At 48.7% G+C, this 26,790-nt stretch carries 20 protein-coding genes and 1 pseudogene; 13 read left to right on the forward strand and 8 right to left on the reverse strand.

Going from position 1 to position 26,790, the window contains the following annotated elements; translation table 11 throughout:
- The 7 genes and pseudogenes from MJX74_RS10450 (at position 1) to MJX74_RS10475 (ending at position 6,642) form a co-directional block, all read left to right on the forward strand.
- Positions 1-1,029, forward strand: coding sequence for a substrate-binding domain-containing protein (locus MJX74_RS10450; RefSeq protein WP_240222800.1), 1,029 nt, complete (start codon positions 1-3; stop codon positions 1,027-1,029).
- A gap of 124 nt (positions 1,030-1,153) precedes the next feature.
- Positions 1,154-1,629, forward strand: a pseudogene (locus MJX74_RS21950) (phosphate ABC transporter permease family protein); the annotation flags it as partial.
- A 15-nt stretch (positions 1,630-1,644) separates the two neighbouring features.
- Complete coding sequence (pstC, locus tag MJX74_RS21955; RefSeq protein WP_420851402.1) at positions 1,645-2,532, forward strand: phosphate ABC transporter permease subunit PstC; 888 nt, start codon at positions 1,645-1,647, stop codon at positions 2,530-2,532.
- Positions 2,533-2,535: 3 nt separating this feature from the next.
- Positions 2,536-3,906: a phosphate ABC transporter permease PstA gene (gene pstA, locus MJX74_RS10460; RefSeq protein ID WP_240222801.1), complete on the forward strand. Its 1,371-nt coding sequence runs from the start codon at positions 2,536-2,538 to the stop codon at positions 3,904-3,906.
- Between the two features lie 55 nt (positions 3,907-3,961).
- Positions 3,962-4,732, forward strand: coding sequence for a phosphate ABC transporter ATP-binding protein PstB (pstB, locus tag MJX74_RS10465; protein ID WP_240222802.1), 771 nt, complete (start codon positions 3,962-3,964; stop codon positions 4,730-4,732).
- 29 nt (positions 4,733-4,761) lie between these two features.
- Positions 4,762-5,484 (forward strand): phosphate signaling complex protein PhoU, encoded by a 723-nt coding sequence (gene phoU, locus MJX74_RS10470; RefSeq protein ID WP_240222803.1) that lies wholly within the window; start codon positions 4,762-4,764, stop codon positions 5,482-5,484.
- Positions 5,485-5,736: 252 nt separating this feature from the next.
- Complete coding sequence (locus MJX74_RS10475) at positions 5,737-6,642, forward strand: porin (protein ID WP_240222804.1); 906 nt, start codon at positions 5,737-5,739, stop codon at positions 6,640-6,642.
- 61 nt (positions 6,643-6,703) lie between these two features.
- On the opposite strand, the gene MJX74_RS10480 is transcribed toward MJX74_RS10475, so the two are convergent.
- Both MJX74_RS10480 and MJX74_RS10485 read right to left on the reverse strand, forming a co-directional pair.
- Positions 6,704-9,361, reverse strand: a complete 2,658-nt coding sequence (locus MJX74_RS10480; RefSeq protein ID WP_240222805.1) for a TonB-dependent receptor domain-containing protein — start codon at positions 9,359-9,361, stop codon at positions 6,704-6,706.
- Between the two features lie 122 nt (positions 9,362-9,483).
- On the reverse strand, positions 9,484-12,165 hold the full coding sequence (locus tag MJX74_RS10485; protein WP_240222806.1) for a hypothetical protein: 2,682 nt from the start codon (positions 12,163-12,165) through the stop codon (positions 9,484-9,486).
- A gap of 365 nt (positions 12,166-12,530) precedes the next feature.
- On the opposite strand from MJX74_RS10485, the gene phoB reads away from it, so the two are divergent.
- Both phoB and phoR read left to right on the forward strand, forming a co-directional pair.
- Positions 12,531-13,217, forward strand: a complete 687-nt coding sequence (gene phoB, locus MJX74_RS10490) for a phosphate regulon transcriptional regulator PhoB (RefSeq protein ID WP_068228186.1) — start codon at positions 12,531-12,533, stop codon at positions 13,215-13,217.
- A gap of 18 nt (positions 13,218-13,235) precedes the next feature.
- Positions 13,236-14,570 (forward strand): phosphate regulon sensor histidine kinase PhoR, encoded by a 1,335-nt coding sequence (phoR, locus tag MJX74_RS10495; RefSeq protein WP_240222807.1) that lies wholly within the window; start codon positions 13,236-13,238, stop codon positions 14,568-14,570.
- Between the two features lie 9 nt (positions 14,571-14,579).
- On the opposite strand, the gene MJX74_RS10500 is transcribed toward phoR, so the two are convergent.
- Both MJX74_RS10500 and MJX74_RS10505 read right to left on the reverse strand, forming a co-directional pair.
- A complete protein-coding gene (locus MJX74_RS10500; RefSeq protein ID WP_240222808.1) occupies positions 14,580-15,461 on the reverse strand; it encodes a hypothetical protein in 882 nt (293 codons plus the stop codon).
- A gap of 1 nt (position 15,462) precedes the next feature.
- The gene (locus tag MJX74_RS10505; protein ID WP_275692743.1) at positions 15,463-16,365 is read right to left on the reverse strand and encodes an SDR family oxidoreductase; all 903 of its coding nucleotides are present in this window, start codon (positions 16,363-16,365) and stop codon (positions 15,463-15,465) included.
- A 276-nt stretch (positions 16,366-16,641) separates the two neighbouring features.
- Here MJX74_RS10505 and MJX74_RS10510 point away from each other — a divergent pair, with 276 nt between their 5' ends.
- The 3 genes from MJX74_RS10510 to MJX74_RS10520 all read left to right on the forward strand — a co-directional run bounded on the left by MJX74_RS10510 (position 16,642) and on the right by MJX74_RS10520 (position 20,245).
- Positions 16,642-17,157, forward strand: coding sequence for a M23 family metallopeptidase (locus MJX74_RS10510; RefSeq protein ID WP_240222809.1), 516 nt, complete (start codon positions 16,642-16,644; stop codon positions 17,155-17,157).
- A gap of 176 nt (positions 17,158-17,333) precedes the next feature.
- Complete coding sequence (locus tag MJX74_RS10515; RefSeq protein WP_240222810.1) at positions 17,334-18,104, forward strand: LytTR family DNA-binding domain-containing protein; 771 nt, start codon at positions 17,334-17,336, stop codon at positions 18,102-18,104.
- Between the two features lie 164 nt (positions 18,105-18,268).
- Positions 18,269-20,245, forward strand: coding sequence for a TonB-dependent receptor (locus MJX74_RS10520; protein ID WP_240222811.1), 1,977 nt, complete (start codon positions 18,269-18,271; stop codon positions 20,243-20,245).
- A 29-nt stretch (positions 20,246-20,274) separates the two neighbouring features.
- On the opposite strand, the gene MJX74_RS10525 is transcribed toward MJX74_RS10520, so the two are convergent.
- Together MJX74_RS10525 and MJX74_RS10530 are read right to left on the reverse strand one after the other, a co-directional pair.
- The gene (locus MJX74_RS10525; protein ID WP_240222812.1) at positions 20,275-20,844 is read right to left on the reverse strand and encodes a DNA-3-methyladenine glycosylase I; all 570 of its coding nucleotides are present in this window, start codon (positions 20,842-20,844) and stop codon (positions 20,275-20,277) included.
- 10 nt (positions 20,845-20,854) lie between these two features.
- Entirely contained in the window at positions 20,855-22,162 is a 1,308-nt protein-coding gene (locus MJX74_RS10530) for an amidohydrolase (RefSeq protein ID WP_240222813.1), read from the reverse strand.
- Positions 22,163-22,291: 129 nt separating this feature from the next.
- Between MJX74_RS10530 and MJX74_RS10535 the strand changes: the two genes are divergently transcribed.
- The gene (locus MJX74_RS10535; protein ID WP_240222814.1) at positions 22,292-23,053 is read left to right on the forward strand and encodes an MBL fold metallo-hydrolase; all 762 of its coding nucleotides are present in this window, start codon (positions 22,292-22,294) and stop codon (positions 23,051-23,053) included.
- 10 nt (positions 23,054-23,063) lie between these two features.
- Here the strand turns inward: MJX74_RS10535 and MJX74_RS10540 are convergent, their stop codons facing one another.
- Together MJX74_RS10540 and ppk1 are read right to left on the reverse strand one after the other, a co-directional pair.
- Entirely contained in the window at positions 23,064-24,602 is a 1,539-nt protein-coding gene (locus tag MJX74_RS10540; protein WP_240222815.1) for a Ppx/GppA phosphatase family protein, read from the reverse strand.
- Entirely contained in the window at positions 24,599-26,719 is a 2,121-nt protein-coding gene (ppk1, locus tag MJX74_RS10545; protein WP_240222816.1) for a polyphosphate kinase 1, read from the reverse strand. Before ppk1 ends, MJX74_RS10540 begins: the two co-directional genes overlap by 4 nt.
- Between the last annotated feature and the right edge of the window lie 71 nt (positions 26,720-26,790).

Consider the following 26,790-nt stretch of genomic DNA (forward strand, 5'->3'; position numbering starts at 1 on the left):
ATGAAACTGAATACTCTTACTGCCGTGCTGTTAGCTGTTGGCGTTGTAACCTGTTCTGCACAGGCTCAAAGCAGCCGTGACACTATTCAAATTGCTGGCTCATCAACGGTGTTACCATTTTCTTCTGTGGTTGCTGAAGAGTTTGGTAATAACTTTGCGCAGTTTCGTACGCCTGTTGTAGGGTCTGGCGGTTCGTCAGGCGGTTTGCGCCAGTTTTGTCAGGGTGTGGGTGCCAATACTATAGATATTGCCAACTCTTCACGCAAAATGCGGCCCAATGAAGTTGAAGCCTGTAAAGCCAATGGTGTAAAAGAAATCATTGAAGTTAAAATTGGCTATGACGGTATTGTATTCGCTTCACGTGTTGATGCTGCAACCTTCGCTACTTTAGAGCCTAAGTATGTGTTTTTAGCTCAGGCTGCTCAGGTGCCGCAAAACGGGAAAATGGTTGCTAACCCATACAGCCGTTGGTCACAGATAGACGCCAGCTTGCCAGATCAGGAAATTTTGCTCGCTATACCGGGCTCTAACCACGGTACCCGTGAAGTATATGAAGAAAAAGCCGTTATTCCGGGCTGCCAGACTTTTGCTGAAATTAAAGCCATGGATAAGGATGCGGCGCATACAGTGTGTACCGCTATGCGTACCGACGGCCGGGTAGTTGAAATTGCCGGTGATTACACTGAAACGTTGGCACGCCTGCAGGCGCAAAAAGATGCCATGGGTGTATTTGGTCTGAGCTTTTATGAAGCCAACCGTGACCGCATTAAAGTAGCAACCATGTCTGGCGTAGAGCCAAATCAGGATACGATTATTTCTGGTGAATACCCTGTATCACGCCCGTTGTATATCTATGTTAAAGGCGCGCATATTGGTGTGATCCCAGGGCTGCAGGAGTATGCCCAATTTCATATTAGTGACGGCATGTCAGGTTTTGGCAGTGTACTGGAAAGTGCTGGTTTAATTCCGCTGGCAGATGATGAGCGTGCTGAGATCATGCAGGCTATTACACAGAAAAAATCGCTGTAATACAGCGTTTACCAGATAAGAGAGCCTATGCGGTTCTCTTATCTGTTTTTGGTTGTCATAAAATTGAAATATAAACCGCTTACACTGCCATCTGAACTGGCGCCAAGCTGTTTACGGAGTAATCATGAGTAACCTGTCGTTAATTGTAGTGCTGCTTGTTCTGTTGGCACTGGGCTATCAGTTTGGTACCCGTCGCAGCCGAAGTGTTGCTACAGTTAACCCCAATTTGCGCATGCACTCAAGGCCACATCATTACGGTATGATGGTAGGTTTGTGGGCTGTGCTACCGGCTTTTTTATTCTTCTGCTATGGCTGTGGCTGTCTCCTGCTGTAATTAATGCCATGATGATTAGTGCCTTACCGGCAGATATTAGTGCACAAAGCACAGATCAACTGCGGGTAGTGACACAGCGTATTAATAATCTGGCGAATAATTTTGGTGTGGTTGCAGATGCGGCTCCTTGGGAGTTACAGGCAGCTGAGCATTTTCGCCAGCTTAAAGCCAATAGTGCTCTGGTGCTGACTGCTTTAATCGCTGTTATTGCAGCTGTTGGTATGCTGTTTGGCTTATTGAAAATTACCCCGGCCTTAAAAGCACGCCATCAGGTAGAGCGTGTGGTAAAAGGCTTGTTGGTACTGTGTTCTGCGGTTGCCATTTTGACCACTATCGGCATAGTGCTGTCGATGGTTGGAGAAACACTGAAGTTTTTCAGTTATGTCCCGCCAACAGAGTTTTTCTTTGGTACCACCTGGAATCCAAGGTTCTCTACTGTTGGTGTCGGTGAACAGGGTAGCTTTGGTTTAGTACCGTTGCTGGCCGGTACTATGATGATTTCTGCTATTGCTATGTTGGTTGCCATTCCACTTGGCCTGATGGTGGCGGTTTATCTGGCGGAATATGCACCCTACAGGCTACGTAATATTGCCAAGCCGGCGATTGAAATATTGGCAGGTATTCCAACTATAGTGTATGGCTTTTTTGCTCTGGTTACCGTAGGGCCGTTTTTACGCGATCTGGGTAATACGTTTGGCCTGACTATTAGTGCGACCTCTGCTCTTACCGCCGGTGTGGTAATGGGCATAATGATTATTCCTTTTATCTCGTCTTTATCTGACGACATTATTACCCAGGTGCCAAAAACCATGCGCGATGGCTCGCTTGGGCTTGGTGCTACTAAATCTGAAACCATTATCAAAGTGGTTTTGCCTGCGGCATTACCCGGTATTGTTGGTGCTGTTTTGTTGGCAGCCAGCCGTGCAATAGGTGAAACCATGATAGTGGTACTGGCAGCCGGTAACAGCCCGGCGCTTACTGCCAATCCGTTTGAGGCAGTGTCTACGGTAACGGTAACCATTGTTAACCAGTTAACCGGCGATAATGACTTCTCCAGCCCACAGTCGCTGGTAGCCTTTGCTCTGGGATTGACGCTGTTTGTCATTACCCTGTTATTAAACGTGATGGCTCTGGTAATAGTGCGTAAGTACCGCGAGCAATACGAGTAAGTTATGACCATAATTGCAGAAAACCCGATTAAATCAGTAGCTGCACCGTCGCAGGTACAGCAAAAAGTTATTGCTTCTTTGCGCAAACGTCATCGTAAAGAGAAGCTCTTCCGCTCGCTCGGTTTAGGCGCTGTGTTAATCAGTCTGGCGCTGGTGGCATTGCTGTTTATTAATATTTTCGCTAAAGGTATACCTGCTTTCTGGCAGTCTGCTATTACGCTGGATATTTATTTTGACCCGAAAATAATCAATATTCCACAAAAGCCGTTGCAGCAGGCTGATGAGTCAGACAATGATTTTCGCCAACGCGACCTTGCATGGCAAAATCAGGTTGGTTTTGTTAACTTTAATCGCCTGATCGCCGACAGCCTGCAAAAAGTGTTGCCCGATGCTGCCCAGCACCGGCGTGATCTTGGCCGTGTTGTTACTTCCGGTGAGCGTTTTGCATTGCGTGATATGGTGGTGGCTGATCCTTCGGTGATCGGCCAAACCCATACTTTACATTTACTGACCGACGCTAACATTGATGTCTGGTTAAAAGGTAATATCGATCGCAGCCTGCCTGATAACCAGCAGCAATTAAGTCCTAAAATGCGCGAATGGGTGCAGTCGTTATCAGAGCAGGGAATTATTCAAAACCGCTTTAGTTTAGCCTTGTTTATGAATGCTGACTCCCGCAGTTCTCTGGCTTCAGCTGGCTTAGCCGGTGCTTTTATGGGCTCATTTTATATGATGCTGGTGGTGATAGTGCTGGCGGTACCGATGGGCGTTGCGGCGGCTATTTATCTGGAAGAGTTTGCACCACGCAACAGACTGACAGATCTGGTTGAAGTGAATATCAACAACCTGGCCGCGGTGCCTTCTATCGTGTTCGGTTTGCTGGGGGCATCGGTACTGATTGGCTGGTTTAATCTGCCGATGTCGGCGCCTATTGTCGGCGGCCTGGTATTGTCATTAATGACGCTACCTACGGTAATTATTGCCACCCGTTCTACCTTAAAAGCGATACCACCGTCTATCCGCCAGGCCGCACTGGGGCTTGGCGCGTCCAAAATGCAGGCTATTTTTCACCATGTATTACCACTGGCCATTCCGGGTATTTTAACCGGTGCTATTCTTGGGGTTGCGCAGGCGCTGGGTGAAACCGCACCGCTGTTGCTGATTGGTATGAAGTCTTTTGTTGCATCGGTGCCTGCCTCACCTTTTGATCAGGCTACAGCCTTGCCGGTACAAATTTATCTGTGGCAAGGCAACGAGTTGCGTAACTTCTTCGAGGCCCGGACATCTGCCGCGATTATCGTGTTGCTTATGATGATGATCAGTCTCAATGGCATAGCTATCTGGTTGAGAAAAAAATACGAAAAACGCTGGTAAGATTAATTTCACCAGCCTGTTGTAACAGTTTCAGTTTTAGCTAACGGATAAACGCATGACAAACACAGCCCCGGTAAAAATCAGAGCCAAAGATGTGAAGGTATTTTACGGCGATAACGAAGCGCTGCATGGTATCAGCATGGACGTATATCAGAACGAAGTGATTTCGTTTATCGGCCCGTCAGGCTGCGGCAAATCGACGTTTTTGCGCTGTATGAACCGTATGAACGACACCATTGAAAATTGCCGTGTAACCGGCAGTATTGCACTGGACGGTCGCGACGTTTATGAGCCATCACTGGATGTGGTGCAACTGCGGGCACAGGTAGGTATGGTATTTCAAAAGCCAAACCCGTTTCCAAAGTCAATTTATGAAAATATTGCTTACGGCCCAAGATTACATGGCCTGGCAGAGCGTAAAGCCGATCTGGATGACATTGTTGAGTCCAGCTTGCGCCGTGCCGGTTTATGGAACGAAGTGAAAGACCGGCTGGATCAACCCGGTACAGGGTTGTCAGGTGGCCAGCAGCAGCGTTTGTGTATCGCCCGTAGCATAGCTGTCAGCCCTGAAGTTATCCTGATGGATGAACCCTGTTCGGCACTTGATCCCATTGCAACGTCTATAATTGAAGAGCTGATAGACGAGCTGAAGCAAAACTTCACCATCGTTATCGTTACACACAATATGCAGCAAGCGGCCCGGGTATCTGATCGCACCGCATTTTTTCATTTGGGTAATCTTATTGAAATTGGTAATACCAATGATGTATTTACCAACCCACAGCAAAAACGTACCGAAGACTATATAACCGGTCGTTATGGCTAAGTTAGGGCAATATTCAGGAGCACGCTGTTATGCCAAATAGTAAAATGGGCGGCCATTACTCGCAGGCCTATGATGCAGAGTTACAACAAGCGGTAGACCGTCTGATGCAGATGGCATCGCTGGTTCAGCAGCAGCTGAGTGATGCGTTATCGGCTTTTGCCAGTGGTGATATAGCACTGGCGCAGCAGGTAAAAGACTTTGATCGCAAAGTAAACGACTTTGAAGTTGATATTGATGAGCACTGCCTGGATATTCTGGCCCGCCGTCAGCCTGCAGCTACAGATTTGCGCCTGGTACTGGCTGTGCTCAAAAGCATTAATGATGTAGAACGTATTGGCGATATGGCAAAGCGTATTGCCAAAGCACTGCTGAAAAATACCACTGAAGGGCGGCCAGACGATACACAGCTGCACGAATTAACCAGTATGGCAGCAAAAGCCCAGCTAATGCTGCAGCGCGCTTTAGATGCGTTCAAAAATATGGATGCTGAAGCCGCTTTGCATGTGCTGCATGAAGATAAAGCGATAGATGAAGATTACGACCGCATCATTCAGCACAGTCTTAACAGCATGATGAACGATGCCCAGCAGATCGGGGTGAGTTTGCAGGTGTCTAATGTAGCTAAGGCATTGGAAAGAGTTGGTGATCACAGCCGGAATATTTGTCAGCACGCTATTTTTCTGGCCAGAGGGCGCAATGTTGCATATTTGAGTGATGATGAACTAACACAGATTGTCACGAAAAAGCCCTGAAAAATCATTTTTAAACCATTTTAAAAAGGGCCTGTTGGCCCTTTTTTGTTGTCGCAAGCTAAGTTAGCTGGTGTTGTCAGATTTTGATAAATACTTGGTTTCAATAGAGTAGAAGTCCTTAGTCATAAAAGAATCATTTTAAAGTAGTAAAAATGTCACATTGTCATTTTTTTGTCATAAAAGATTCATATGATTGTCGCCGTCGGAATATGGCACACGCGTGCCAGCAGCTAAACTAACCCGGATGCGAAGATGAATAAAACAGCGATAGCAGTGGCAATAATGATTACAGCAGCAACAGCAGCAGTAAACGCTGAACCGATTACCCTTTATGGCCTGATTAATGTATCTGCACAATCTGGTGATGAAGGTGAAGGGCGTTTTTCTGAGCTTAAAAGTAATAACTCACGCTTTGGTTTAAAAGGCGACTATGCGTTGGATGATGGCCTTACACTGGTATACCAGCTGGAGTGGGGTGTCAATGTATCTGATAGTAGCAGTAGCAATGTTACCGCCCGTAACCAATATATTGGCCTGGCAGGTGGTTTTGGTGAAGTACGGTTGGGGCGGCACGATACCGCACTAAAAATGTCGCAGGCTAAAATTGATCAATTTAATGACTTTGAAGGTGACTTAGGCGCTTTGTGGGAAGCCGAAGTGCGCGCCAATAATTCTATCAGTTACTTTACACCGGTTATCAACGGCTTTGGCGCCCAACTGACTTACATTCTGGAAGATTCAGCCGACGCTGAAGATGCTTACTCTGCTGCGCTGTTTTACGGCGACGAGGAGCTTAAAAGTATCAACTTTTATGCCTCTGTGGCGCTGGATGCTGAAGTTGACGGCTATGACGCCATGCGGTTAAGCACGCAAACTAAAATCGGCGGCGTTAAACTGGGCGCTATAGTGCAACGCCAGGAAGAAATTGAAACCGGGTTAGAGCAAGACGGCTGGCTGGTAAGTGCGGCTTATCCTATGGGTAAAACTGAGCTGAAAGCACAATATCAGACACTGGAAGACGATAACTCCGTCAGTGTAGGGGTTGATTACAAAGCCGGTAAAAACACCACATTATTTGCCTGGTACAGCAGCTTTAATTTAGATACGCCAACGCCGGATCGTGATTACCTGGCAGTGGGCATTAAACATAAGTTTTAATCCGCTTCGCAATAAAAAAACGCCGGCTGACAGCCGGCGTTTTGCTTTAACAGTAATCTGCTCAGTATTTGTACGACAAGCTTAAGCTGTAGCTTTGGCCTTCAACACGTTTTTGCAGTATTTCACCTTGCTGCAGAATTTCTACATCTTCGTCCAGCAGGTTTTTCAGCCCCAGTTTCACTGTCATACTTTCCAGCGGATTGTAGCTGTAGGTAAAGTCCAGTGAGTTAAACGGTTGCTCAAAGGCATCGTCTTTGTCATTAACCCCGGCAAAAGCGATACGCTTACCAAACACGTTATAAGTTAGCGTAGCATTGTGCTGGTTGTTGTCTGAGTCGTAGCCCAGTTGCAGGTTGGCGACATATTTTGAATGGCCGCTTAAGCCGCGCTCAGAATTAGTTAAATCCGCACCCGGAAAGGGCTGGATCTTAATTTCTGATTCGCTGACCGTAAGGTTACCGGCTACGAAGAAGTTGTCAGCAATCTTGCCAAAAGTACCACCAAACATATTCAGCTGTTGCAGAAACTCTGCTTCAATACCGTACAGCTTGCCACTTTGGGCGTTACGGAACGACATCAACAGGTTACCGTCAGAACCGGATAACTCTATCGCTTCAATCGGGTTATCCAAATCTTTGTAGAATACACCAACGCTGTAGTTACTGTTATCGTAATACCACTCTAAGCGGGCGTCTACACTAGTAATATCAGTGCTTTGCAGAGCGGCAAAACCGGTTATTTTAAAATCGGTAAGCGGGTCGACGTACAGTACCGGTGTAACTTCACGTAAGTCTGGCCGCACAACGGTTTGGCTGTAACCAAAACGGGCTTGTAAATCGTCATTAACAAACCAGGTTAATGACAGCGCCGGGTAGAAACCGTCTTCCAGCAGCACTGAGTCGGTGACTTCGCCACTGATGTCGCCATTGGCATCTAACGGCAGAGAAACTTGCTTAAAGTCCTCATAACGTACACCCAGATTTAAGCGGAACTTGTAATCATAGTTAAGCTCAAGAGCTGCATAGCCGGCATCAATCATCTGCGCTGCCAGATAATCATCTGCCTGAGTGGTCACGTTAGAGATTTTAAAGCCGTTGGCAGCATTTAAAATATTCTCGTTGGAGAAAATTTCCGAGAAACTACCAGACAACTGCTGCAGGCTATAGCCTACAGTATCAAAGTTAAAGCGATCAGTTTGTGCATTACGGCTTCGCTCAAAGTAGCTATAGCCACCGCTTAACGTCATTTCGGCTTTACCCAGCGTCAGCGGAAGTTTGGCATTCCAGCTTAAGTTTTCGGTGTTATCGTTCATATCACCGAAGCTGTAATTTACCGCATTCTGGTTACGACGCAGGAAAGAGGTTACTGAACCGTCAGCCTGAGTTTCATTCAGGTAGCGATATTCAATTTCGCCCGGTGCATAGCGGCGTGCTTTAGCATCGGTGTATTGCCAGTCAACCGCCAGGTCCATCAGGAAAGGAAAATTATGCTTACCCCGCAGCTGATTACTCAGCATGCTGCGTTCTTCATATAAAATGGAGGTGTCGGTATTTGAACGGTTGCTTTCGTTTATCGTCTCAATACTGTCGCCATTTTTAATTTTAATTTCGTCTTTGGTGTCCCGCAGGTAAATGGTTGAGGTTTCGATACGGTGATCTACGCCCAGCTCTAAACCAAAATTCAGCATACCTGACAGCTTAACCTGATGTTCGGTACCCTTGATGTCGTCATAACGGTTTAGCGGCACCAGGTTGTCACCTGATACTGAGTAATAACGTTCTTGCTCATCAATATTTTGTGTTGATCTGTCATAGCTTACGCCGGTCATTACACCAAACACCACATTTTGCGCCAGCTCAAAACGGCTGCCGAACGAGGCGCTGCCATCAAAATCGGGCTTGACGCTTTTGCGACTGATATCAATATCACGGTTGAACGCTGTGCCCAACTCACGCAAAATTTCATTAGCTTGTTCCAGATTACCTGCAGTAATACCGCCCAGGTCTTCTGCAATGCTTACCGGTGTTAACAGACCATACTGCGCCTGAGCGGCAGCCAGCTGAGGTGAAATACCACGCAAACCATCATCTTTACCGCGCCAGTCATCGCCACCCCCGGCGTAGTCGAAACCATCGTCGCTGTTCAGGCTGTTGTAACCTGTGCCCACTGATACGTTAAACGTGGTTTGCAGCGGAATTGCAGCGGTACGGATATTAACGTTACCACCACCGAATGCGGCAGGTAGTTCTGGTGAGTAAGCTTTTTGTACCACTAAACTTTCAATAATACCGGCCGGAAACATATCCAGCGGGATAACATTACGTGTTGGATCGGGGCTAGGTACCATAGCGCCGTTAAGCAAGGTACTTGAATAGCGCTCGCCCAAACCACGGACATAAATAAATTTGTCTTTTACCAGCGTTAAGCCGGTTACCCGACGTAGTGCTGTGGCGGCATTGCTGTCACCGGCGCGGGAAATTTGCTCCATGCCGAGCAGTTCAGCAACATAAGGTTGCTCACGACGCTCTGCAGCGGCAGAAGCGGCAGAGCTCATCAGACGGCCGGATACAGAAATACGTTCAACATCTTCTTCATTCTGTGTCGGTTGCTGCGGTTCCTGCGCTATTGCGCTCAGTGAAACCAGCGCGGTTGCCGTGCTAAGGGCCAGCAACACACTGCGGCCAACACGACTGAAATTAAACTTTTGCATGCTGCTCATCTGAACTTTGTCCTATCAGCTTGTACTGTTACGTCTGCGTTGCACCGAACTATTGGTTTACAGGTTCAATGCAGTGGAATAAAAAAACACTGCCAGGCAAAACCCGGCAGTGTTTGTTGCTGTTAGTCGTCTAAACCGACGGCCCAGCCTGCAGTCCAGTCATTACCTGCTTTAACAGCACCGATAAAGTCTACTGCTTCGAAGAAGGTGTCCACGGTAGTCATATCTTTTGGCGTAGTAGTATCGATAGTGAAGATACCGTTTAACACTGCGGCCTGATTTGCTGCAAGGCTATTGCCGGTTTGAGCCAGGAACCACTGTTCAGTAGTTGTTGTGGCGCTGACAGTGCCTTTAACCGCTTCGGTTGGGCAGGCGATGACAGAGTTGGTCATAGTTAAGGCACCTGAAGCCGCAAGAGCACGTGATTCGTCGGATTCAATTTCCAGACACTCACCCATCCCAGCAGGGCCGGTAACAACAAAGTTCGCCAGTTGCGCATTGGTTCCTGCACGCAGCAGTACGCCTTCTGAGTCATCATCACCGTCAAAGTTATTACCGATAATGGTCATGTTAGCGATAGTCGGGTTAGATACCGGCGTAGCAGTAAGGTTATTTGACTGGTTATCCGCTTCAATACCACGGTTAGATTTAGAGTCATCTGCACCGTGTTTTACCAGCACAAATTGCAGTTTACCGCGCCAGCCATCAGCCCAGTCTACTGAGTCATCGCCGTTAGAGGTCAGCACTACGTTTTTACAGCTAACAGCACCACCGAACATCTCAATGCCGTCATCCACGTTTTGGTGTACCTGAATATTTGAACACTGAGTGCCAGAGCCCACACCAGCAAAAGTAATACCGTTTAACTCGTTATCCGGGATAACTTCAAAACCGGCATGTTTAACCACTACGTAGTTTAAAGTGCCGCTGCTATCTTCCCAGTTGCCGCCACCATATGGGCCTGCATTACCTTCAGCTTGTACTAAACAGCTGTCTAAATTAGCTTGATCAGCACACTTGGTTGTAGGAGCTTTACCCAGTAATACCAGGCCACCCCATTGGCCTGCTGTGGTAGGTGAACCGATAATGTCCTGCACTGACGTCATTACGATAGGGTTAGCGGCAGTACCATTTGCTTCAATTTTTGAGCCGCGGGTAACTACCAGGAAGTCGGCACCAGATTTACCAAAAATACGTACGCCCGGTTGCACTGTTAACGTCGCTGCAGTGGTGTTGTCTACACCAATACGCACACGGCCATTCAGCACATAATCGGCACCGGCAGCCAGTGTTACGTTAGAGGTAATATCACCGGTTAACTGACAGTTTAAGCGGCCAGACAAGCTGTTTACTTCGCTGGTGCCGGCAGGGCAGGCAGCTAAGTCATCTTCCGGGTGTAAGCCTACTGTCCAGCCTACTGTCCAGTCTTCTTCACCATCAAAGGCACCAATGTAATCAACATTATCAAACCACGGGTCTACGTTATTAGCTACGTTATAGCCATTACCTAAAGCCGGTGAGTTAGGTGCTGGTATATAGCCACCTAATAAGGCGTCACCAACGATATTGCCTGGCTGAGCACGGAACCAGGTTTCAGCATTGAGTATTTCGGTGTTGTTACCGTCAACGGAATTTTTAAAGGGTTCAGCGCAGTCGATAATAGAGTTACGGAAGATAATTTCGCCGTTTTGCGCATTCGCTACCGATTCATTGCTGTTTATTTCAAAACACTCGCCCATACCTGCCGGGCCGGTAATAATCATATTGTATAACTCACCAGCGGTACCAGCGCGCAGTAAAATGCCCTCAGAGTCATCTTCACCGTCAAAGTTGTTACCGATAATGGTCATGTTGGCGATACGTGGCTTAGATACCGGTTCAGCCGTAAAGTTATCTGACTGGTTGTCAGCTTCAATACCGCGGTTGGCTTTGGTATCGTTCGGGTTATGGCGAACTAATACGTGCTGCATACGGCCAGTCCAGCCATCAGCCCAATCTAAAGAATCGTCGCGGTTGCCGGTTAATACCACATACTTGGCATCTACCGTACCGCCGAAAAATTCTACGCCGTCATCCAGGTTATTGTGTACCTGAATATATTCTACTTCAGTACCACGGCCGACACCGGCAAAGGTAATACCGTTTAATTCGTTATCTGGCAGTACTTCAAAACCTGCATAGCGCACCTGCACATATTTCAGCGCACCGCTGTCGTCATCTTCATCAGCACCACCGTATGGGCCGGCTTCGCCTTCAGCTTCTACCTGACAGTTAGCCAGGTTGGCTTGATCACATTTCGTGGTAGGTGCATTACCCAGTAATACCAGGCCACCCCATTCTGCAGTAGACTCGTCATCGGACAGCCCCAGCATATCGTTTACCGATGTCATAATAATTGGAGCGGCGGCAGTACCTACCGCCTGAATTTTTGAACCGCGGGCCACGACTAAGTAGTCAGCGCCGCTTTTACCAAATATCGTGGTGCCCGGTTCAATGGTCAGGGTGGCACTGTTAGTATTATCACCACCAACAGTCACTTTACCGCTTAAAGCCCAGGCGATATCTGCAGTTAAACGGGTGTCGCTGGTAATAGTGCCGGTGATTTCACACACTGCTTTATCTACACCCGCGAGGCTGGAGCCTTCAGTGGCAAAAGCTGGGCAGTCTGCAGTTGGTGGTGGATTACCGCCACCGTTACCGTTGTCATCGCCATTGCCGGCGTTAACAACTAAGTCGCCACCACAGCCTGCCAGTATCAATGCTGACGCTATTGCGCTTAGTTTTAATAGTTTGCGTAAAGCCATTACCATCTCTCCATTGAGTTGTTATAGGTCTTGCCAATAAGTTGCAAGCACCCTACAACAGAGAAATTACGCTTTTATTACACTTATGCTGCTGTCATGTGACAGTGCCAGTAACGGCTGAACAGTTGCGGTACACGGTGTAGGTTGTCAGAAAAAATTCATTTTAATGTCATATATAGGTGGCTTATTTTGGTTTAAATTTTGTAGCATTTGTTATTTAGTTGTTTTTATTGGGGCGGGGCGGCTACTGAGTAAAGATTAACCTCGTGTTTTCATAAAAATGTCATAAACTGCGGCAATACTATGCAGCATAAACAGTTAGAATAATCCGGCCCTGTGCCGGTTAACAGAACGTGGTGGATGCTATGGCAAGAAAAATCCTGGTGGTGGAAGATGAAGCACCAATTCGCGATATGCTGTGTTTTGTGCTGGAGCAAAACGGTTATCAGGCTGCAACAGCAGAAGATTACGACTCAGCCATTAATGCGCTGGTAGAGCCCTACCCGGATTTAGTCCTGCTAGACTGGATGCTGCCCGGTGGCAGTGGTATTCAGATCGCAAAGAAAATGAAGCAGCACGACCTTACCCGCAATATTCCGATTATTATGATCACCGCCCGTGGTGAAGAAGAAGATAAAGTACGCGGGTTGGAAGTGGGTGCTGATGATTATGTTACCAAGCCGTTTTCACCCAAAGAGCTGATGGCACGTATTAAAGCAGTGATCCGCCGTGTAGCGCCGACCAGCCTGGATGAAGTAATAGAAGTGCAGGGCTTAAAGCTGGACCCGGTATCACACCGTGTAATGGCCTCGGATCAGGCGCTGGATATGGGGCCAACTGAGTTTCGTCTGCTGCATTTTTTTATGACCCACCCCGAGCGCGTGTACAGCCGTGAACAACTGCTGGACCATGTCTGGGGTACCAATGTGTATGTGGAAGACCGCACGGTAGATGTGCATATCCGCCGCTTACGCAAGGCGATTTCTATAGCCGGGCATGATAGATTAGTACAAACCGTGCGTGGCTCTGGCTACCGTTTCTCCGCTAAATAAAGGCTTACTGCTACCGCTATGCGCCAACTGTTATCACAAAGGAAGGTCTACACTAAACTCTTCCTTTTTTACTGTTTTATTGCTCTGGTTGGCCTTATTTCTAACAGCCTGCTGCTGGCGCTGCTTATTTTTACCGTGGCGCTGTTGCTGTGGCATTACCACCATTTATTTATAATGGACAAATGGTTGTGGCGTGATCGCAAATTGTCGCCGCCGATCAGCGAAGGGATCTGGGGCCATTTATTTGAAGGTATTTACTACCTGCAGCGGCGTGACAGACGCAAAAAGCGTGAGCTGCGCAATGTAGTGCGGCGGTTTCGTGACGGCGCCGAGGCCCTGCCAGAGGCAGTAGTAGTACTAACCGATGATTGGAGCATTATCTGGAGCAACAAGCTGGCGCAAATTCTGGTGGGTCTGCACTGGCCGGCTGATGAAGGCCAACGGCTGGATAACCTGATCCGTCACCCGGATTTTCTGCACTATTTAAAACAAGCCAAATTCGAGCAGCCACTTGAGCTGGCTTCACCGGTTAATGATGAGCTAACGCTTGAATTTAATATTATGTCTTATGGGGCAGAGCAATACTTACTAATAGTGCGGGATATCACCCAGCTTAAGCAGTTGGAGCAAATCCGTAAAGACTTTGTCGCCAACGTATCGCATGAACTGCGCACTCCGCTTACCGTACTGCAGGGCTATCTGGAAGTGATGGACGATGAACATCTGCCCGATAAAGTGATCTGGAAAAAAGCCCATAACGTTATGCTGGACCAAACCAAACGTATGGATGCGCTGGTACAACAATTGTTAACGCTATCGCGTATTGAAGCGTCAGCCCGGGTGCAGTTTGAGCCTGTGGTAGATGTACCTGCTATGCTGCACCAACTGGAACAAGAAGCCCAAACACTGAACCGCGATAAACAGCATAGCATCCGTTTTGATATTGATGACAACCTGAAGGTTACCGGCGTTACCGAAGAGTTACGCAGTGCTTTTTCTAATCTGGTAACTAACGCCATTAAATACACCCCGGCCGGTGGCGAAATTAACGTTAGCTGGCAACGCCAGCATTTAAAAGCGCTGTTTGCTGTTAATGATAATGGCGAAGGTATAGCCGCACACCATGTAAAGCGCCTTACCGAGCGTTTTTACCGGGTAGACCAGGCCCGAGCCCGCAGTACCGGCGGCACTGGCTTGGGACTGGCTATTGTAAAGCACGTATTGTCACGCCATAACAGCCGGTTAATGATTTTCAGTGAGCCGGGAAAAGGTAGTAGTTTTTCTTTCTCTATACCGGCAGAACTGGTGCTGGGGTCAAAAACAAAAAAACGCGAAGAAACGCCGCCGCACTAAACAGATAAGTTATTGCGCTGCTTTTTTCCGGTGTGGCCAACAGCGATCAATGGCTTGTTCTGCTACCAGCCCCAACACATCTTGCTCCAGTGCATCAGCATGGCCTAAAAATGTCTGCGCCAGTTCACGGTCTGCCAGCGCCGTTGCTATCAGATTTATCGCATCATCCAGCGTGGTGCCATGCTCGTAATATCTGATGTGATGGCTGGTATCCACCACTAAATCAGCAGACTCCTGACACCACTTCTCAAACACTAGTTTCGCCAATTGCCGGTAACGGGCTTGGGGGCCGCCAAATACAACAAAAAATGTCTCTGCGATAGCCTTACCGAACTGCTCAGTTATTTTATCTAAATGCAGCAGTAACTGTGTTGTTTCATCTACGGCACTTTGCAGCATCAGCTGTGCAAAAACGGGTTCCAGTTGATGACTGTATTCCAGTATCAGGCGGTGGTCCAAGGTGCCGTCATAAGCTACTGCACCGAGCAACTGCTGTGTGGCAGTAAACAGCTGCTGGCCAACGGCGTTGTTGGCCTCATGTTTAAGCTGTGCCAGAAGGTTGTGCAGTAACGCTGCTGCATCCGGCTGTGGCGTTTGCAACAGTGTGTAGTAAACCGCCATGGTGCTATGGCTCAGGGCTTTCAGCCGGTGATAGCCTGGGCCGTTAACGGTATACTCGCTAATACTGTCACCACAGCAGGCAATCAGGCGGCTATCCAGGCGCACAATAAGCAGCACATGACCCCGGCTGATTTTGTTGGCAAAGTACTGTTTTCTTTTCGCATACTGACTATGAAACAGCTGATTTATTTCACCCAGGGCTGAGTCTGCCGGTTCAGCTTTAGTATCCTGCAGCGTAATATTCACCGACGTACCTGATGCAGTTTTCATCTTAAGGCAAATGCTCACCGCCGGTAACACCGAGCACTTCGGCCGTTACATAGCTTGATTCTTGTGATGCCAGATAGACGTAAGCCGGTGCCAGTTCAGCAGGCTGGCCAGGGCGGCCCATAGGGGTATGCTGACCAAACTGTTCCAGTTTATCTGCCGGTTGGCCGCCACTTTGCTGCAATGGCGTCCAGATAGGGCCTGGCGCTACTGCATTTACGCGGATACCCTTTTTAATCAGCATCTTAGCTAAACTTTTGGTAAAGCCGGTAATAGCGCTTTTACTGGAAGCATAATCCAGTAAACCGGCCGACGGCTGGTACGACTGAATTGACGTAGTATTAATAATACTGGCACCTGCAGGCATATGTGGCAGTGCGGCTTTGGTGATCCAAAACATGGCAAACACATTGGTAGCATAGGTTTGCTGAAACTGCTCACTGCTTAAATCGGCCAGTTCTTCAACAAACTGCTGCTTGCCAGCGTTATTCACCAGGATATCGATACCGCCAAGCTTTTGTACCGCTTGCTGCACCAGACTTTGGCAAAATTTCTCATCTGAAATATCGCCGGCTACAGCAAAGGCTTTTACATCAGCTGTCTGCAATTCTTTTAGCACGGTATTAGCATCTTGTTCTTCAGAAGGTAGATAGTTAATCATCACATCGGCGCCTTCACGGGCAAAGGCAATTGCCACGGCACGGCCAATGCCGGAATCGCCACCGGTAATCAGAGCTTTTCGGCCTGTTAATCTGCCACTGCCCTGGTAAGTGTTTTCGCCGTGATCAGCTTTGGGTGATAGTATCGCGTCAAGCCCCGGGTCTGGCTGGGCTTCGTCGTAGTGGGTGTTGTCTATCGGATACTGCTTACGGGGATCTTGCATACTGCACTGGTTTTGCGTCTTCATTAGGCACCTCCGGTTGAGTTTCACATAACGATACTAGGGGTATTAGCAAGGTAAGCAGGTTTTGTGCCTATACGGGCAGGTGAGTAAATAATTCAGTTTAATCAGGCAGACAGGTAATTAAATAGCAGGTGCGATGCAGTAAAGCGGGAGTTGGCAGTGGGCAGAAGCTGAATATCTTACCGGCACATAACGTAAAACTTTCATGGGCAGCTTTATCTCGCAAGCGCAGCGGGTGTTAATTGACGATTAACTTTAGCTCAGTTATATCTCGGCACTATGAAAATAAAAAATTACTTACTGTTATTGATCTTCGTTTTGCTGGTTGCGGGCTTTATTCTGCCAGAGCGGATCAACATGCCGGTGGCTGGTGCTACCCAGCGCGACTGGCACCCGGACACTTTCTGGTATGAACCCTGGGGCAGCTCTGGCGTGCACAAGGGCATTGATATTTTTGCTAAAGCCGGTACTACAGTTACCAGTACAACTGATGGCATAGTGCTGTATCAGGGCGAGTTACCTAAAGGCGGCAAGGTAGTGCTGGTGTTAGGGCCTAAGTGGCGATTGCATTACTTTTCTCACCTTAAGGCGATTAATGTCAGCGGCTTTGAATGGCTAAGCTCGGGTAAGGTTATTGGTGCGGTAGGGGGTAGCGGCAATGCCAAAGGTAAACCGCCTCATCTGCATTATTCTATAGTAAGGCTTGTTCCTGCCCCCTGGGCAGCAGACGGCAGCAGCCAGGGCTATAAAAAAATGTTTTACATTGACCCTGGCAATTATCTGGTTGGCGAATAGCAGCCAGCCGTGTTGGCGTTATTGATGAGTGTGTAGAACGACCAACAAGTCTACACTAAAATCAAAAGATTCAGTTTTAATAAAGGCCTGCAATTAAGTAATATAGTCTGATTAAAAGTTAGCCCAATGCTTGCTTTTGGATGTGATCAGATAGGTATTTGGGATTTAGGGGCGCAATGGACAAGCAACTTCGTCAAGAGTGGTTGGTATCCTTACTCGGTTGGAGTGGGGTGATCCTATTTTTAAGCTTGATAGATACCCTGCATGATCTGTGGGTGGCTGATAGCGATAAACTCAATAATCATCCACTATGGGCGTTACAAGAGTGGGGCCTGTGGTTTCTATTTACGCCACTGTTGTTCCGGCTGTTAAACCAGTCTGCTGCTAGACATCAGTTAACCAACCGCTGTTGTCTGCAAATTTGTGCACTGATATTTATCAATGCCATGCTGTATCAGGCACTATTTGATTTGATAGTGCTTGATGACAGTATTGCCTACAGCTTGTTGTATTTCGCTCCTGTGCATCCGGTGGTTATCTTTATCAATGTGTTTATCTGGCAGCGATATCTGGCTCTGCCTCAGGCACAGCCGGCACAGGTAGACGACGCTGCTGGCCAAATGCTGACTATCGAACAGCCAGAGGGCGCTATGCAGCTGAGTTACGACGATATTATCCAGATTAACTCTGCCAGTAATTACGTTGAGGTTTGCACAGCTGAGCGTAGCTGGCTTAAACGTGCAACGCTAAAAGACATCGAAACTCAGTTACCGCGACATATGTTTGTTCGTACCCATCGCGCCCATCTGGTCAATATTCAGCATATCGCCCGTGTAAGGTTAAAATCTTCCGGCAGTGGCTATGTCGAGCTTAAAAGTGGCCGGGTAGTTGCGTTGAGTAAAGCGCATAAACAGGCGGTCAGGGCTCGTTTGCAAAACGCTGCCTGAATAGCGGCTATTTTAGCCCTGGTCCGTTTATCCCAAAGCCTTCTGATGGTTGTACAGCAGCAGGTTCATTCATCCCTAAGCCTTACCAGTCAGCACTTTGACCTTGAGTGGGTAGCTGCGAATTACTCTAATAGCGCTATCTATTGCAAAACAACAGAGTGCTTATGCAGCGTTGTAAACGAGTAATCCCGGTTATGGTTGTTTGCCTGATGGCTGCGTTGCAGCAGGTTAGTGCCGAAACCGTTACCCACTATAGCCAGACTGAGCTGGTACAAATGTCTGGTCAGTCGGTGCTGGATATTATTGAACAGGTCGCCGGCTTTCGGTTTATTGACTCAAACAGCCAACGCGGCCTGAGTAATGCTAGCGGTAATGTGCTGATTAATGGCTTGCCTGTGCTTAACAAATCTCAATCTCTGGCAGATATGCTGGCCGGGCTGCCTGTCAGTCAACTTGGTGCCATGGAGGTGTATCTGGCGGGGCACCCGTTTGCAGCGGCCAGTCAATATACTCAGGTGGTCAATCTGCTTCGGCATACTGCGCAGCGCCCAATCAGCTGGCGCATAGCAGCAGGTTCTGCTTTGGGTATTCAGCAGCCGCAAGCCTTGTCGCTGCAAAGCAGCACTGGTTGGCATGGCTGGGATCATCAGCTGCAAGTCAGGCGCGAAAAAGATTTGCTGCAAAGCCACAGCCGTTTTTTCCAGGCCGGCCCTGACAATAGCCCGGATCTTAGCGGTAACGAAGATTACAGCGACAGCACAAAAGACAGCAATCTTGCGATAACCTCTGCCCGGAAACTGCGCAATAGTTACTTGCAGCTCAATAGCCAATGGCAGGAGCAAGGGTATCAGGAGCGCTACCGGCGCAATTGGCAGCAAGATACTGTAGTAGCAACAGAAATCATCGATAGCCAGAATAAACAGCAGCAGTTTGAGTTGGGCCTGGACTGGCAACAACAGGCAAATGACGACTACGATGGCTGGTTATGGCAAGTTGCTGGGCTATATCGCCGGCAGCGTTCAGACTATCACTCGCAGATAGATACCGCAGAGCAAGATAACAACAGCACTGAGCTGTTTAGCCAGCACAAAACACTCACTGAACAAGTGATAAAGTTCAGTAGCCAGCAAGCCACGCTGTGGTGGCAACCTGAGCTGGGGTTCGAACTTAGCCAGAACCGGCTCGATGCCAACACGCTGGTGCAGGGCATGTTAACGACCACAGTGCGAGAAAACAGGGTTGAGCCTTACATAGCCAGCAAAGTGCAGCTGAATGACCATTGGCAATGGTATGCTAAATTAACCGGCGAATATGCGACACTACAAAGTGAAACTCAGCAGTATTATCAAACGCAAAACCGCTATTTAAAGCCGTTAATTAAATTAAGCCACCAGAGTGAAAGCAGCCTGCAATCGACTTTTACGCTACAGCGTAAGGTTGAACAGCTGGACTTTGCCGACTTTATTCCGGGGCTGGATAACGATTTCGGCCGCGAGCAAGCCGGTAATGCTCAGCTAAAACCGCAGCAGAGGCTGGAGCTGAGCTACGAGTTAAATTATGGCGTTGGCGCTGATTGGGCGCTAAATACGCAGATTTTCTGGCACAAAATTGATGATATTCATGAGTTTGTACAATTTGATACCGACTCCTGGGGGCTGGCCAATGCTGGCCAGGCAAGCTACAGCGGAGCCGATATCAAGCTTAACCTGGCCAGCCACTGGTTAGTGCAGGGCAGTGAAATAACGCTGCAGTACAGCTTTCGCGACGCTCGCTATGCCGATCCATTAACCGGTAACCGCGCTATTTCCTGGCTAACACCACACAGTGGTGACATTGAGCTGAGAAAGAATGCTAACGGGTATGCCTGGGGCTTGTCGGTAGATTTTGCCAATGTTGAGACGGCGTTTTATCCTGACGAGGTTTACCGCCAGAAAAGCAAGGCGACTACCGATATCTACGCCGAGTTCAGTTTGCGCCATGGTTTGACACTGGATATAGCAATAAACAACCTGTTCGGCGCCGACTATAAGTATCAGCGAGATGTTTTTATGCCGGATCGCAGCAGTGCAATGGCTTATCGTTACCACAGCCTTGAACGCAGTGATCCCAGCTTGCTGATCGCAATCAGTGGTAATTTTTAGCCGTGACTTTACGTCCTTACGACACTGCTTTAGCTACTGTGTTTACGAAAGCAATCATTGTGGTGGTCATTCACCATGCCGCAGGCCTGCATATGGGCGTAAATAATAGTAGAGCCAACAAACTTAAAGCCGCGTTTTTTTAAGTCTTTGCTCATTGCATCCGATTCCGGGCTGGTAGCGCGGTAATCTGCCGGGCCGGCGATGCTGTTTTGCTGCGGTGCGCCATTTACAAAACGCCACTGATAGTTGCTAAAACTACCAAACTCGGCTTGTACCTCTAAAAACCGGGCGGCGTTGTTAATGGCAGCCGCCACTTTTAAGCGGTTGCGAATAATGCCGGGGTTTTGCAGCAGCTCCGCGGCTTTAACTTCATCAAAAGCGGCTACTTTAACCGGGTCAAAATTGGCGAAGGCAGCACGATAGTTATCACGCTTTTTCAGTACCGTATACCAGCTAAGCCCGGCCTGGGCTGCTTCTAAGGTTAAAAACTCAAACAGCTTGTTGTCGTCATACACCGGTACGCCCCATTCGGTATCGTGGTAGGCAACGTAATCCGGCTTGGTTAAATCTACCCAGTGGCAGCGGCACGGTGTGTTCATCTTAGGTTCCTTATTTTTCCAGCTTGGGTGGCTGGGCCAGATAATCCAGCGCCAGGCCGGTTAGTGCCCGCACACCGTTTACCAGTGCGTCTTCGTTAACATCAAACATCGGTGAGTGGTTTGGCGGCACTTCGCTAAGCGGTTTACCTTCGGGTGAGATGCCTAAAAAGAAAAACACCCCCGGAATTTTTTGCTGATAAAATGAGAAGTCTTCGGCGCCGGTAATTGGCTTAATTGAGGCTACGCCTTTGTCACCTGCCGCCCATTTAAGGCTTGGCATGGCCCAGTTAGTTAATGCTGGGTCATTCCAAGTCACAGCAGCAAAGTTATGGACGTGAAAGTCAGCTTCAGCGCCGCTGGCTTTGGCAATATGATCGCTGGTGTGTGCCATGCGGGCGATTAAATCTTCGCGCATTTCACTGTCAAAGGTGCGAATGGTGCCTTCCAGCTTTACGTCATCGGGAATGATATTCCAGCGGATACCGCCATGTACCTGACCAAACGACACCACAGCCGGCGCTTTGGTAACATCAATTTGCCGTGCCGGTATCAGGTTTATTGCGCTGATCAACTGGCCGGTAACGTTTATCGGGTCGATACCGCGCCAGGGGCTGGAGCCGTGCACTTGCTTGCCCTTAACGGTAATTTGAAAGCTGTCGGCTGCGGCCATAATACCTTCGGTTTTTACCTGCAGTTGGCCGGGCTCGCCGGGCCAGACATGCAGGCCAAAAATGGCGCTTGGGCTGGGGTTAGCAAATAAGCCTTCGGCCAGCATCATCTTGGCGCCGCCTTCTTCACCGGCTGGCGGGCCTTCTTCGGCGGGCTGAAACACAAACATAATGGTACCGGCAATATCGGCTTTTTGTTTGCTTAATACTTCGGCGGCGCCCATCAGTATAGCCACATGGGCATCGTGGCCGCAGGCATGCATTACGCCGGTTTGCTGGCCGTTAAACTCGCTGATGACTTTGGATGCAAAGGCCAAGCCGGTTTGTTCGGTCACCGGCAAGGCGTCCATATCCGCGCGCAGTGCTACTACCGGGCCGGGTTTGCCGCCTGTTAAAATACCTACTACGCCGGTATGGGCTATGCCGGTGCGTACTTCTAAGCCAAGCTTTTCTAAATGCGCCGTTACTTTGGCGGCAGTGCGTACTTCACGGTTAGATAACTCCGGGTGTTGGTGAATATCACGGCGCCACTCTATAACCTTAGGCATTACCTGTTCAATTTGCTTAGCTAACTGCGGCCGCTGCTCGGCAGCAGCTAACGGGGTATGTAACAACGGCAGTAAAGCCAGGCTTAATAGTGACCAGCGCATAGTAACTCCATCATTTTTATATAGTGTTACTACCTTAAGCGCCACTGATGAAAATGGCAATTGTTGCTGGAAAATTGCTGTTAGCTTAGGTAATGTCGGACCAGTTGCTTCATAAACAGACGCAGGCCAATGCAGTTACATATTATTCCGGGATATATTCAGAACATTTATCTGGTGCAGGACGCAGCCGGCTTACTGTTGCTCGATGGTTGCAGCCGTGCCGATGTATCCACAGTGTGCGACTTTATCAGACAAAAGTTAGCTTTGCCGCTAACAGCGCTTAAGCTTATTGTGGTGACACATATGCACCCGGATCATGCCGGAGGGGCCCATCTGCTGCGCCGTAAAACAGGTGCCCGCATTGCTTGTCATCCCAAGGCGCAATTGTGGTATGCAGGGCTGTTGGGGCGCACGGCGCATATTATTGATGTTAGCTTAACCTGGTGGGTGGCCAACCGGCTGGGTAAACCCAAACGCCATATCTGGTATAACCCGATACTAAAAGCAGATATGGTATTGGCCGACGAGCAGCACCTGCCTGATTTTCCGCACTGGCAGGTTATTTATACCCCCGGCCATACCGATCATGATTTATCGCTTATGCACCAACCCAGCAAGCAGTTGTATATTGCCGATTTAATTGTGTCGGTTAAAAAACGCCTGGTGCCACCTTATCCGGTTTGCCATCCTAACCAATATAAACAATCACTTAAGCGGGTAAATGCGTTGCAACCCAGTCAGCTGTATTTCGCCCATTTAGCGCCCCGCACTGGCGACAGTATCAATTTTAACGATATTCTGGCGCAGGCCCCAACCCTGCCGAAAAACCACTGGTATTCAATGCGTAACCGCATTTTGCATACGCTGGGCTGGCAAACCAACTCGCACTAACTACGTGGGGTTACCCCGGCACCACATCTACTAACCCCGGGCAATCGAGCACAAAAGCGATTTTTTTCAGCGATTTTTGCTCCAGCATTAAATCGGCCGCCAGCAAGCTTTGTTGTGCCAGCCAATCTGCGCCGAGTTTAAGTTGTAGATACTGGCTGCCGCTTTCGGCTTGTAGTTCTGGCAGCAGGTCGTCGCGGCGTTTTTGGTTTAGCAGCACTGCCAGGCGCAACAGCACCAGCAGGCATACAACCTGGGGTAATTGATACAAACTAAAGGCTGGTATTTCATCAGCGCGGATTTTACGGCGGTGAAACCGTACCAGGGTGGCGATAAGCTGCTGTTGTTCCTGGTTAAAACCGGGCAGGTTGGCATTTTGCAGAATATAGGACGAGTGTTTTTGCACACCGGAGGAGTTAATGTGCAGGCCCACTTCGTACAAGGTGGCGGCCCAGCCCAGCAGCATAGCGTCTTCATCGGTAAGCTGCCACTGGCTACGCACCTGGCTGAACAATGTTAAAGCTGTCTGGCTAACACGCTCTGCCTGCGCCATATCAACATCGTAACGGCGTTGCAGGCTGGCCACGCTGTGTTCGCGTATATCCAGATGCTGCAGCCGGTCACTCATTTCGTATAACACACCTTCGCGCAGGGCAGCGTCAATATAAACCAGCTGTTCTATTTGCAGTAAATTAAAGGCGGCGATAAGAATTGCCAGGCCAGAGCAAATAAGCAGCTTGCGATCATCTGTCAGGCCGGGTAAATCCAACTGATAGCTGTTTTCCTGTTGCACCAGATGCTCTTTTAGCGCCAGCAGGTGTGGCAGCTCCAGTGCGTTGCTGCTTAACCCCATGCCGACAATAATATCGCGGATGGTTTTCACCGTGCCGGACGTGCCTACCGCCTGCTGCCAGCCGGCGGCTTTAAAGCTGCTGACAATCGGTTCCAGCTCTTGCTCGGCCTGTAAAATAGCGCGGTTAAAGCGCTTGTCGCTGATTCGGCCCTGGGCAAAATGCTGCAGCGCGTAGCTGACACAACCCATATTGCGGCTGCTTAGCCTAAGTGGTTGTACACCCTCGCCAATAGCAAACTCGGTGCTACCACCGCCAATATCGATTACCAGCCGCCGGCCGGAAAAATGCTCAAAATGCGCCACGCCCTGATAAATAAAACGGGCTTCTTCCTGGCCGGAAATAACTTCTATCGGAAACGGAAACACCGCTTTGGCGCGGCGTAAAAAGGTAGCGGAATTGCGGGCCCGCCGCAGTGTGTAGGTTGCAATAACCCTCACCGACTGAGGCGCAAAGGGAATTAAGGTATCAGCAAATTGAGCCAGCACAGTCAGGCCGCGCTCTATGGCTTCTTCGCTTAATACCAGTTGTTCATTTAAGCCTTCGGCCAGTTGTACTTTTTGTTTTTCGCGGTGTAACAGCTGGATATCTCCATCTACTACCCGTGCTATTACCATATGAAAAGAGTTTGAGCCCAGATCGACGGCTGCCATATAGGCGTGGTCGTCCGGGCGGTCTTTACTTGGCTGGTTGTCGTTCATTCCGTCTCGGTATTGATCAGTTGCCCTTGCTGGCGGGCCAGATATTCGTAGATCTGCTGCTGTGAGCGGATACTGCGTTTATTGCCGCGTTTAACGTAGGCATTACTTTGTTTGGCATCAATAATACGTGCCTTTACGTTGTCCCGCCACTGAATATCTAAAGTGTCTAATACTTGTTGCTTTAAACGCACATCATATATCGGTACACCCACTTCTACCCGCTGGTCGATATTGCGGGTCATCCAGTCGGCTGACGACAGGTAAACATCGGTTTCACCGCCGTTATGAAACACATAAATACGCGAATGCTCTAAGAAGCGGTCCAGCACCGAAATAACCCGGATATTCTGGCTTTTGCCGGGCAAGCCGGGGATAAGTGAGCACATACCGCGGATAATCATGCGAATTTTTACCCCGGCCTGGCTGGCGCGGTATAACAGGTCAACAATTTGCTGGTCAACCAGGTTGTTCACCTTAAGAAAAATTTCCGCTTTGCGGCCACTGACAGCAAAATCAATTTCGCGCTGAATAAGCTGCATCAGCCGCGGCCGGCTCCAGGTGGGCGAGACAATCAGGTGATTAAATTGGTACGGCCGATAGCTGTATTCAATAAACTCAAACACCTGGCCAACTTCTGCGGTAATTTCCTGATGGCAGGTAAATAAGCTCATATCGGTGTAAATACGTGCGGTTTTCTCGTTAAAGTTACCGGTGCCTATATGGCCATAATGCATCAGTTTGCCTTTTTCCATCCGGCTGATCAGACACAACTTAGAGTGAATTTTCAGGGTGGTTAAGCCAAATACTACCTGGATGCCGGCTTCGGTCATTTTGCGCGCCCAGTTTATATTATTTTCTTCATCAAACCGGGCTTTTAGCTCAACCACTACGGTAACTTTTTTACCGTTGCGCACCGCATCCAGCAAGGAATGAATAACGCGGGAATGCTTAGCCACCCGGTACATGGTCATTTTAATATGCGTTACTTTGGGGTCGAACGATGCCTGGCGTACCCATTCGGTAAAATAGCCAAAGTTATGGTAAGGGTAGTGCAGCAGAATATCACCGGCGCGGATGGCGTCAAAACTGGTAGCGTACTGCTCAAATTCGGGGCTTTTCAGCGGCGGCATTGGCGGAAATTCAGTGCTTTGATGGCCGATATTCGGAAAGCTGATAAAGTCTTTAAAATTACGGTAGCGGCTGCCGGGAATTAACGAGTCAGTTGAGCTGGTGCCCAGCTGTTTGCTCAGTACTTTAAGCATTTGCTCTGGCATGGCGGCATCATACACCAGCCGCACCGGCTCAGATTTTAAGCGCTGGCGAATGCCCTTCGACATTTTATCCAACAGGCTTTGATCCAGGGTGTCACTGATATTGTATTCGGCGTCGCGGGTCAGTTTTAACGAGTAGGCCTGAATATGGTCAAACTCAAAAAAGCCGGCAAATAAGTCGGCAATGCAGTGCACGATAACATCGTCCAGCAGCAATATTTGCCGCCGGTAGTGGCCGTTTTTCTTGCGGGTATTTAAATGCAGTGGCAACTCAATAAAACGCGATAATTCATTGGTAGGCACCTGCACTATGGCATATTCCGGTTTGCCATTGCCGGTCATTTCTACCATCAGATAAGTCGTGTTGTCCTCCAGCGCCTTGGGTAAACTAACTTCGTCACCCGACAGAATCATCGGCGAAATATGTTTGATTACTTCGTCGCGAAAATAACTGCGCACCCAGCCGGACTGTAGCTCAGTGAGTTTGAAATTATCTATTAATTCAATATTATGCTTGCGAAGCTCCAGCTGAATATCCAGATAAATAGCGTTAAAACGCTGGCCCAGCTGTAATACCCGTTGCTGAATTTCCTGCATTAGCTCTTCAGCATCTTCCTGTTCGCTTTGCTGGTACTTTTTCAGCAGAATGCGGCGTTTCACGTCGGCTACCCGCACGCGGAAAAATTCGTCCATATTATTGGAATAAATGCCGAGAAAACGTAAGCGCTCTATCGGTGGGTTGCGCTCGTCGGCGGCTTCCTGCAGCACCCTGCCGTTAAAAGATAACCAGCTAAGCTCGCGGGGGTAAAGCGGAAATTCGCTGTTGGCAGCGTCGGTGTGTTCCATGATCCAGCTCCTGACTACAACTGGCTATTACTCTATGGCAGTTTTATGACAATAAGATGAACGCAGCCGCG

Origin of the sequence: Rheinheimera hassiensis, assembly GCF_022436675.1 — a bacterium.
Classification (GTDB): Bacteria; Pseudomonadota; Gammaproteobacteria; order Enterobacterales; family Alteromonadaceae; genus Alishewanella; species Alishewanella hassiensis.

What these genes read in the sequence shown, in the direction of transcription:
- MJX74_RS10515 (WP_240222810.1), top strand. Translation starts at nt 17,334, where the DNA reads ATGGACAAGCAACTTCGTCAAGAGTGGTTGGTATCCTTACTCGGTTGG.
- MJX74_RS10475 (WP_240222804.1), top strand. Translation starts at nt 5,737, where the DNA reads ATGAATAAAACAGCGATAGCAGTGGCAATAATGATTACAGCAGCAACA.
- phoU (WP_240222803.1), top strand. Translation starts at nt 4,762, where the DNA reads ATGCCAAATAGTAAAATGGGCGGCCATTACTCGCAGGCCTATGATGCA.
- MJX74_RS10535 (WP_240222814.1), top strand. Translation starts at nt 22,292, where the DNA reads ATGCAGTTACATATTATTCCGGGATATATTCAGAACATTTATCTGGTG.
- pstA (WP_240222801.1), top strand. Translation starts at nt 2,536, where the DNA reads ATGACCATAATTGCAGAAAACCCGATTAAATCAGTAGCTGCACCGTCG.
- MJX74_RS10450 (WP_240222800.1), top strand. Translation starts at nt 1, where the DNA reads ATGAAACTGAATACTCTTACTGCCGTGCTGTTAGCTGTTGGCGTTGTA.
- MJX74_RS10485 (WP_240222806.1), bottom strand. Translation starts at nt 12,165, where the DNA reads ATGGCTTTACGCAAACTATTAAAACTAAGCGCAATAGCGTCAGCATTG.
- MJX74_RS10505 (WP_275692743.1), bottom strand. Translation starts at nt 16,365, where the DNA reads ATGAAGACGCAAAACCAGTGCAGTATGCAAGATCCCCGTAAGCAGTAT.
- phoB (WP_068228186.1), top strand. Translation starts at nt 12,531, where the DNA reads ATGGCAAGAAAAATCCTGGTGGTGGAAGATGAAGCACCAATTCGCGAT.
- MJX74_RS10540 (WP_240222815.1), bottom strand. Translation starts at nt 24,602, where the DNA reads ATGAACGACAACCAGCCAAGTAAAGACCGCCCGGACGACCACGCCTAT.
- MJX74_RS10510 (WP_240222809.1), top strand. Translation starts at nt 16,642, where the DNA reads ATGAAAATAAAAAATTACTTACTGTTATTGATCTTCGTTTTGCTGGTT.
- phoR (WP_240222807.1), top strand. Translation starts at nt 13,236, where the DNA reads ATGCGCCAACTGTTATCACAAAGGAAGGTCTACACTAAACTCTTCCTT.
- ppk1 (WP_240222816.1), bottom strand. Translation starts at nt 26,719, where the DNA reads ATGGAACACACCGACGCTGCCAACAGCGAATTTCCGCTTTACCCCCGC.
- MJX74_RS10530 (WP_240222813.1), bottom strand. Translation starts at nt 22,162, where the DNA reads ATGCGCTGGTCACTATTAAGCCTGGCTTTACTGCCGTTGTTACATACC.
- MJX74_RS10525 (WP_240222812.1), bottom strand. Translation starts at nt 20,844, where the DNA reads ATGAACACACCGTGCCGCTGCCACTGGGTAGATTTAACCAAGCCGGAT.
- pstB (WP_240222802.1), top strand. Translation starts at nt 3,962, where the DNA reads ATGACAAACACAGCCCCGGTAAAAATCAGAGCCAAAGATGTGAAGGTA.
- MJX74_RS10500 (WP_240222808.1), bottom strand. Translation starts at nt 15,461, where the DNA reads ATGAAAACTGCATCAGGTACGTCGGTGAATATTACGCTGCAGGATACT.
- MJX74_RS10480 (WP_240222805.1), bottom strand. Translation starts at nt 9,361, where the DNA reads ATGAGCAGCATGCAAAAGTTTAATTTCAGTCGTGTTGGCCGCAGTGTG.
- MJX74_RS10520 (WP_240222811.1), top strand. Translation starts at nt 18,269, where the DNA reads ATGCAGCGTTGTAAACGAGTAATCCCGGTTATGGTTGTTTGCCTGATG.